A 7,936-nucleotide genomic window follows, 5' to 3' on the forward strand; every position below is an offset into this window, starting at 1 on the left:
ATTTGTGTACTACAGATTTTCGCTTTGTAAAGGTAGCGTAATGACGCTAGCTCTCCACTAAACACGGTAATAACCGCTATAGATTCCCGTTTCGGGGTTGGTGCGCATGGATACTTTGAAATACATGCCCCAAAGTAAACATGTAAACCGCTGATATACAATACCCCCTTGTGTACTACAAATGATTTTTCGAAAATTCAGACACTGATTATCAATGTATTACAAAAGCAAATAGAGCAAAAGAGCCTATTTTGAGGTGAAAAAAGGTGTTTTTTTAATGAATTTTGGATGGAAAGCTGCAAGATGGGTTAACACCGTTACCTTCCGATTTTATCCTGTGGCGATGCTTTTCTTTAGCATTGTCACACAAGTCAATCGAGCAGCAGGAAAGGGGGTGGTGAGGTGAAGTTCAACCGGGCATGCATAATCGCAAAATCCATCTCAATTGCATGGCAGGTGTGGTGGGAATGATTGTCTCAGAATATTTTACAGTTGTTTTCCACTTTGGTCGTATCGTTCAGTTGTTTCCCACACGCCATCTTTTTGTTCTTTGACGCTTCTGAGTTGGCCGTTGATGAAATATTCTTTGGCGTAGATACGGTATCCACGTTCGGTGTGGCCCTCTTCGAGCAGTTTACCATTGTCGTAAAAGAATTTGTAGGAGCCATGTTCGTAATTGGCGACATAAGAAATTTCGGCCTTGAGGGTTTTCGTGGTCTCGAAGAATTCGCGGGCGATTCCCTCTTTCAAGTCGTTGACATAAGGGGTGATTGATTGAACGTTACCATCGTCAAAAAATGTTTTGGAGTCGCCATTGCGTTTACCTTTTTTGTAGGTCTGATAAGATTTGGGACGGCCGTTCTCGTAGTTGACGATCCACACGCCGTTTTTCTCGCCATCGAGGTATTCTCCTTTGGTTTTGAGGTTGCCATTGAGGAATGTCTCGGTGAATTGGCCCTGTCGGATTCCGTTTTTGCAGTTTGATTCCTGCCAGAAATCGCCCGTGTTACTGCGGTACAGGTTTTTTTGTTTGCCTTCGGGCTTTCCATTTTTAAAAAAGCAGTCGCGTTTGAGGGTTCCATCATGGTTGAAAGCCGTTTGTCGGCCATGTTCGAGTCCGTCTTGATAAAACTCGTCTTTGGCGATATTGCCGTTGGTGTAATATTCAACCCATCGACCGTGCATTTTGCCATTTTTCATCATGGCTTCTTTGCACGGGGTTGTTCCATCGCCGTAGTATTCGATGAGCGCACCATCGAGTCTGCCCATCAGGAAGTTCTTTTTTTCTTTGAGTTTGTAGTATCGATAGGTTTCCCAGGATCCATGGGGCAAGCCGTTGGAGAAGGAGGCCAGCACGTACTCCCGATCGTCCATAATGAGGCGATGGTTGCCTTCGAGGTGTTTTTTTGTGTCGAAGTCACGAAAGGTGTATGTTCCATCGCCCATGGCGATTTTTTCGACGCTTCTGATTTGAGTTACTTGTTGCGAATGAGCCGGCAAGCACAGGTAAATGGCGGCCAGTAAGGACATCAGGTGTTTCATAAGGTTTATGGATGGATTACTGTTTTGTGATGGTATGAACTGTTGCGGCGTATGCAGTCGATCGGATACTGATTTGTTGACTGTTTGTGTTATATCGGTCGGATCGCATCTTTATGCATGTCTAAGCAGATGAGCGTTGTCGCAGATGGCAGGGAGGTGTTATTTGTATTGGCATTATTGAAAGATCTTTTGCATGATAAAAGGGAAAATAAGAGCCATCAACATTGGGAATAAATGGACAAAGACGTCGAAGGTGTTTTGTTTTCGGCCTTCTTCGGGATCAAACCATGACGCCTTGTGGTAGGTGGGTTCCCGTTGGTAGCAGAGGCGGTAAGCATGTCGCAGGCCGGCGTATAAGGTGATGTAAACAAACGGGTTCCAGAAAGACCATGTTGTCAGAAGACTGATGTCCATGTTTGGAAAGAAGCGCAACGAGCTGCCAGTCACTCCAACGAGAGTGGTAATCCAGAGAAGGGTTTTTAAGGTTTGGTTATCCCGCAATCGTTTGGCCATTCCAAACATTGCAAGGATCATTGCAAGCCCCATGTTGGTGAAGAAGATGAGATTATCGTTCATGCTATAATGATTTGCATCGGTGAGTCAGGTGTTTCTGTTGAAAAACATGGGTGTGTTTCATTCATCATTGGCAATCATGCGATTACCGATTGCCCGAAAGGGTCGTGTCGGACTTTTTTGTGATGTCATTTTCGGTAGCAATCATCCATCAATCGTAGATTGTTAAATAAAAGCAAAAGGGTTGGGTTCGTTTTGTCGTTCATAGGGCGTGATTTGGTTGATGAGCAGAGGAGCTGATGCCATGAAGTCCGTTAAAAAATTTTCGGGCACGAGGTTGGCCTTGCATGAGCAAATGTGGTAGGACTTACCCGTCGGCAGGTGCAACAGCATGATGCGATAGAGGGTTTCTTGTTTGAAAATCATTTTTTTGGCAATGATTTTGGTTTGGCTAAAACGGAATATTTGATCAACATAAGCCACGGAGCGCATATAAGTAATGGTTCCACTGTTACGGTTAAAGACCACCGATCGGTGGCAGATGAATTTTCTGTATCGATATACGGCCAGGAAAATAATCAGCGCGAGCGCCGTGAAGGAGATCTCCGTGCCGGACATTTTGTTGTAGGTCGAGATCATAAAGACGAGGAAAAAGCCCACGGGGATTAAAAGAATTTTGAACAAATGCCATCGTTTGTAGGTCGTGTCAATTCGGATGGTGTTGGCATCGGCATATTGCACATCCATGGCGCAGAAGATTTCATTCATGGGGTTGGTGGATTTGATAATCAGACAAATTGATTTGGTTGGCGTATTGAAGTGAGCTTTTCTCAAATGTGTCGACATCAAAGGTAAAAATGATGACGATGATGGCGGTGATTATGATTCCCAACACCCGGGCAGGGCCAAAGTGGATGTTTTTGAGCTCTTTAAGTTTAATTTTTTTGATGTTCAGGCACGACATTGGCAGGAATGCCAAAAGCATGAAGAGGAAAACCATCAATGGCAAATATTTGGGTTCCTGATGAAATTGATTGTTCCGGATGTAGAGGTAATTCTTTGCGTAATAATAGTATGTTTCGCTGCTGAAACGGCTTCTGCTTCGTGTTCCTTTTCTTCGATCGTTGTCTTCAATATAGATGTTTTGGAACGTGATGTCCGAACCAGGATATTCTTTTTGGATTTCGGACATTATTTTTTGCATGTCATACTTACTCATTTCGTTGGTTTTGAGGATTATGTCGAGTGTGGCATGCCCTACGAAACCGAAAAATACAAACGAGAGTATTTGAAAGAGCGTTAGGTTTATGAAACGCTGAATCAGGGGTTTGATCATGGATTGGGGGCTGAGAAGTTAGTCGAGTTGTTTGAGAGCCAATTGGTTGATGCGAGGTTGCAATATCCACACGCCAACAGGAAAAAACAGCATGAGGACAAAGTCGGGCAAAGAATGCTCGACAGAGATCCATCGACGGTTTTCGGCGATGTTGAGCATATGTGCAGCTTGTAAGGTGCACAGCATCAAGCATGGGAGGATGAATGCAAAGCCTGTCGCGAGACTGTCGGAATGACAATTGGTGTCGAAAATAACGAAGATGGTCAAGAACGATAATCCGGCAACAGCCAGAATCAATGCCGCCAAAAACAGGTTGGTGATGTTGTTTGTGCGGATGTTGTATTGGGTTGTCACTTTTTCGAGTCGGAAAACGATGTCTGAGAGCCAAAGCAGATAAGTCACAATGGGGATGCTGACGATCATGAAGATAATGAACGATTCGAGGGGAGGTTCGTTATAGAACCAAAAAAATAGGATGTAGGCAATCCCAATCAGTTTGGGAACCACAAAGGAGATGATAAAGAGGAGATAGTGTCTCCATCGCATGGTATTCAACATAGGGGATGGGAGGGTTATAAAAAAAAGGCCATCCGGTGAAGGATGACCTTTTTCAGAAAACGGAATAATTAGTTTTTGGGTTCTTCGGTTCCCAGGTTTGTCACAGCGTCAACTTTTGTGTCCACAGTATTGGAAACAGCGTTTGTGGTGGCTTCCGCAGAGGCAGCAACACCTTCGGCACTTGACTTCAATTCATTTTGTTTTGCATCAACGCTTGCTTTCGCGTCATCTACTTTGGCTTGAGCATTGGCTTGAGCAGCATCAGCTTTGGCTTTCGCGTCATCTACTTTGGCTTGAGCGTTTGCTTGCGCGGCATCGGCTTTTGCTTGAGCTTCAGCTTGTTTGGCTTCGGCTTCGGCTTTTGCTTTATCAGCAGCATCGGTGGCAGCCTGATTGGCGGCATCCACTTTCTCGTTCATGCTGTTTGTTGCGCCGGTGGCAGCTTTGTTGGCCTTTTCGGATACAGCATTGAGTTTGTTTTTCAACAAGCCTTGAGCTTGAGTTGACATCCAGTTGCTGCTTAATGCCATGATGGCTACTGCAAATAATACTCCTAAAAACTTCATGGTAATTAAATGTTAAAGGTTTAATATTAAAAAAACAATAAAAAAATGAAACTCTATTTTATTAGTAATGATGTATTTAAATTTTAATGGTATTAGTTCAATGACGTTATTTTTTAAATTAGAGTTATTGATTTGCATCAATAATAATTGTTTGATTGATGACAAAATTAGGAAAGATTCTGAATACACAAACTTTTTTGTGAATTAATTTTGTTTACATAAAGGGGAGGAGTGGAGAAATGCCCGTGTGGTAAGGGAAGGAGAATAAAATTTTTTTTTGAAATAGGCACTTTGTAAATATTCTTAAAGCCCCAATGGGGCGGAATCCGTCAGCACAGGGCATAGCCCTGTGTGCAAAGCAATAATGAACCCCCCAAAGCCCCAATGGGGCGAAAGCGATAACTGCCTAACCTGCCAATCATTGCCTGTTTGGTTAAGTGCTGCGTCCAACACCGCATTCGCCCCTTTGGGGCTTGTTCTTTACCTCTCTTTTCCCAGGGCTACGCCCCGAGCTGTATGATTTCGCCCCGTTGGGACTATGCGGTCAAACCTTTATGTAGGAGACTTGCCTGTTATTGTCCGTGTGCCTATTTCAAAAACTTTTTTTGAATAATTTTTCGAGTCTGTGATCATTGGTGAATGAACGATGGATGTTTTAGGATGAAAACACTTTTTGGCGTAGATTCACCTTTGCACAATCAATGAGCGATTGCACAGCGTTGTGAAAGGCTTTGCATCTAAAAAAAAGGGGAGGATAACACATTCATTTCCATAGAAGTCGTTATCTTGCTGAACCCTGTCAGGGGTGAAAAAAGCGCTCACCAACAAGTATGTTGTACTCCCTCGGTGCATGAATTTGGAGTCTGTTGAAATGATTACAATCTCATTCATTTAAACCACACCTTATGAGCAGCCGTCTTATGCCGTTTAAAATCGGCACGTTTTTGACCTGTCTGTCGATGGTCGTCATAACCATTGTGTTGATACAATGTAAGGATGATGAATCAACACCCACAGCCGAGTTTCACAATCCTCTGGCCAATGCGGCCGACGGCCCTCCGGCCGGCAATCCGGGTGCCAATTATCCGGTGCCGATGGAGGCAGCGCCTGTCGATGTATCGGTGCCAACCCATGTGATTGGCACCGGAACGCCAGAGAGTGTTACCGAAGAGGCATTTATCAATGCCGTTGCTCAGGGCGGCATCATTACCTTCAATGGCGGCACCCAACCTTTGACGCTCACCCTCACCCAGCCGGCCAAGGTGTTTAACGATGCCGGGAATCAGGTGGTGATTGATGGCGGCGGGCTGATTACCCTTAGCGGTGGCGGAAAAACCCGCATCCTTTACATGAATACCTGCGATGAAAAACAGCATTGGACTACCTCGCATTGCGATAATCAGGAATTCCCTCAACTGACGGTTCAAAACATCACTTTTGCTGATGGTAATTCAACCACCGAAAAGGACTATGACGGAGGCGGTGCTATTTGGGTGCGCGGTGGGCGGTTGAAGATAGTCAACTGTCGCTTTTTCAACAATGTGTGTGCTTCCCATGGGGCTGATGTGGGAGGGGGAGCCGTGAGGGTCTTCAGCCAGTATCAAAATCGGCCGGTTTATGTGGTCAATACCACGTTTGGCGGTGCCGAGGGCTATGGCAATGCCGGCGCCAATGGCGGTGCTGTCAGCAGTATTGGGGTGACGTGGACTTTTATCAATTGTCTTTTTTCGTACAACCGAGCCAGCGGCAATGGCGGAAATCCTGCGCAAACGGGAACACCCGGAGGGGGTAGCGGCGGCGCCATTTACAACGATGGCAATACCATGACGTTGTCCATTTTTGGATCACGGATTGAGCATAACCGTGTCAATGCCTATGGATCGGCTGTGTTTTTTGTCACCAACGATTTGTCGGGCAACATCATCATGGATAAAAGTGTGAGTTGTGACAATCATGGCGGATCGTGGTATCCGGTTTATCCCGGCATCTCGATGCATGCCACCACCAACATCCATGTGACGGATTCCACCATTCAATAGTAGATACAGGGGATGCCCTGTATCTACACCGTTTATTCACCCCCCATTTGGAACCTGGGCAGTTGAATGTTGAGCCGGATGGCCAGTGTGCGGATGATGATGATGGTACCCATGGTGGCAAACATGACCATGTTGTGGGGGAGTGACGTGAAGTAGTGCAGCAGCAGGTAAATGGCTGCGCCAATGATACAGGCCGTGGCATAGAGTTCCTGTCGGAAGATGAGGGGGACCTCATTGATGAGCGTGTCGCGCAGCACGCCGCCCACCACGGCTGTTGACACGCCCATGAGGATGGCCAGAGGTGGAGCGATGCCAAAGGAGAGCGCTTTTTCGAGGCCAATGATGGTGAAGATGCCAATGCCCAAGGTGTCGAAGATAAAGAAGGTGCGCCGCAGACCGGCCAGATAGCGCTTAAAGACGAAGGCGATGGAGATGCCCAGCAGCACGGCGTATAGGTAGTTGGGTTCCTTGAGCCAACCCACGGGGCGGTCGCCAATGAGTAAGTCGCGCGTGGTGCCGCCCCCCACGGCCGTCACCAGTCCGATGATGGAGGCGCCAAACACATCCAGTTTCTTGTCGGAGGCCGACAACACGCCGCTGATGGCGAAGAACATGGTGCCGAAATAATCGAGAAAGGTATATAAGGTCATGGCATGGCTGTTTTTTTAGCGCTCTAATTTAGTGAAGATATTTATGCCGGAGAATGGCGTGGAGATAACAATTTTGGGGATTGGTTGTTGATAGGAGGAGGGGGAAAGGGGGAAGTGGAGGAGTGGGGAAAGTGCAAGAGTGCAAAAGCAAGAAAGTGGAGGAGTGGAGGAGTGCAAGAGTGCAAAAGCAAGAAAGTGGAGGAGTGGAGGAGTGCAAAAGCTAGGAAAGTAGCTAAGTGGCAGAGTGGCAAAGCGAGAAAGTGGAGGAGTACATAAGTGCAAGAGTGCAAGAAAGTGAGAGAGTGAGAAAAAAAGAAAGGGTAAAAGTACAAAAGGGCATTTACTCATTAAAATTTGACGAAAAAAACCTCAAGTCCCCCTTCGGGGGATTTAGGGGGCTTTTGGGGGGGTAGTGTTCATCAAACTGTGTCTGTCATTTTTTTTCCTTTGAGAGGATTAACACCTGCCCCATAGGATATTTTCGTTAGGATGGCAAGGGTGGCGGAGGCACGGAGCCACTTGTATACCCTTGCCATCCTAAAAGAAAATATCCTTTCTTCGCAGGCGTTTGTTCTCTCAATGGTGTTTTATCCGGTCCCCAAATTTAATGCTTAATTGCCCATATATTAAACCCCAATGGGGGACTTTCCCTTTTGGCGAACGGTTGATCTCTCGTATTACAAGATATATGAGCTTTTTAAGTGCCATATCAGAAGAGAAACAACCTTTGGT

8 protein-coding genes are annotated in these 7,936 nt (G+C 45.9%); 1 reads left to right on the plus strand and 7 read right to left on the minus strand.

The features are described 5' to 3' along the window. Positions 1 to 486: 486 nt before the first annotated feature. From LX69_RS17030 to LX69_RS17055, 6 genes are all read right to left on the minus strand, one after another. Positions 487 to 1,542, minus strand: coding sequence for a toxin-antitoxin system YwqK family antitoxin (locus tag LX69_RS17030; RefSeq protein WP_111447233.1), 1,056 nt, complete (start codon positions 1,540 to 1,542; stop codon positions 487 to 489). Between the two features lie 174 nt (positions 1,543 to 1,716). Beyond that, complete coding sequence (locus tag LX69_RS17035; protein WP_111447234.1) at positions 1,717 to 2,118, minus strand: hypothetical protein; 402 nt, start codon at positions 2,116 to 2,118, stop codon at positions 1,717 to 1,719. A gap of 162 nt (positions 2,119 to 2,280) precedes the next feature. Continuing rightward, the gene (locus LX69_RS17040) at positions 2,281 to 2,823 is read right to left on the minus strand and encodes a hypothetical protein (protein WP_111447235.1); all 543 of its coding nucleotides are present in this window, start codon (positions 2,821 to 2,823) and stop codon (positions 2,281 to 2,283) included. Next, positions 2,816 to 3,391, minus strand: a complete 576-nt coding sequence (locus tag LX69_RS17045; protein WP_111447236.1) for a hypothetical protein — start codon at positions 3,389 to 3,391, stop codon at positions 2,816 to 2,818. The genes LX69_RS17040 and LX69_RS17045 overlap by 8 nt, the downstream gene beginning before the upstream one ends. A gap of 18 nt (positions 3,392 to 3,409) precedes the next feature. After that, positions 3,410 to 3,937 carry a hypothetical protein gene (locus LX69_RS17050; RefSeq protein ID WP_221621415.1) on the minus strand — a complete coding sequence of 176 codons (528 nt, stop codon included), beginning with the start codon at positions 3,935 to 3,937 and terminating at the stop codon, positions 3,410 to 3,412. An 80-nt stretch (positions 3,938 to 4,017) separates the two neighbouring features. Beyond that, positions 4,018 to 4,515, minus strand: coding sequence for a hypothetical protein (locus LX69_RS17055; RefSeq protein ID WP_111447238.1), 498 nt, complete (start codon positions 4,513 to 4,515; stop codon positions 4,018 to 4,020). A gap of 905 nt (positions 4,516 to 5,420) precedes the next feature. Between LX69_RS17055 and LX69_RS17060 the strand changes: the two genes are divergently transcribed. Next, positions 5,421 to 6,554 carry a hypothetical protein gene (locus LX69_RS17060; protein ID WP_221621416.1) on the plus strand — a complete coding sequence of 378 codons (1,134 nt, stop codon included), beginning with the start codon at positions 5,421 to 5,423 and terminating at the stop codon, positions 6,552 to 6,554. A gap of 32 nt (positions 6,555 to 6,586) precedes the next feature. Here LX69_RS17060 and LX69_RS17065 read toward each other — a convergent pair whose 3' ends face one another. After that, positions 6,587 to 7,204: a trimeric intracellular cation channel family protein gene (locus LX69_RS17065; RefSeq protein WP_111447240.1), complete on the minus strand. Its 618-nt coding sequence runs from the start codon at positions 7,202 to 7,204 to the stop codon at positions 6,587 to 6,589. Positions 7,205 to 7,936 lie beyond the last annotated feature (732 nt).

This window comes from Breznakibacter xylanolyticus, from assembly GCF_003254275.1.
Taxonomy (GTDB): Bacteria; Bacteroidota; Bacteroidia; order Bacteroidales; family Marinilabiliaceae; genus Breznakibacter; species Breznakibacter xylanolyticus.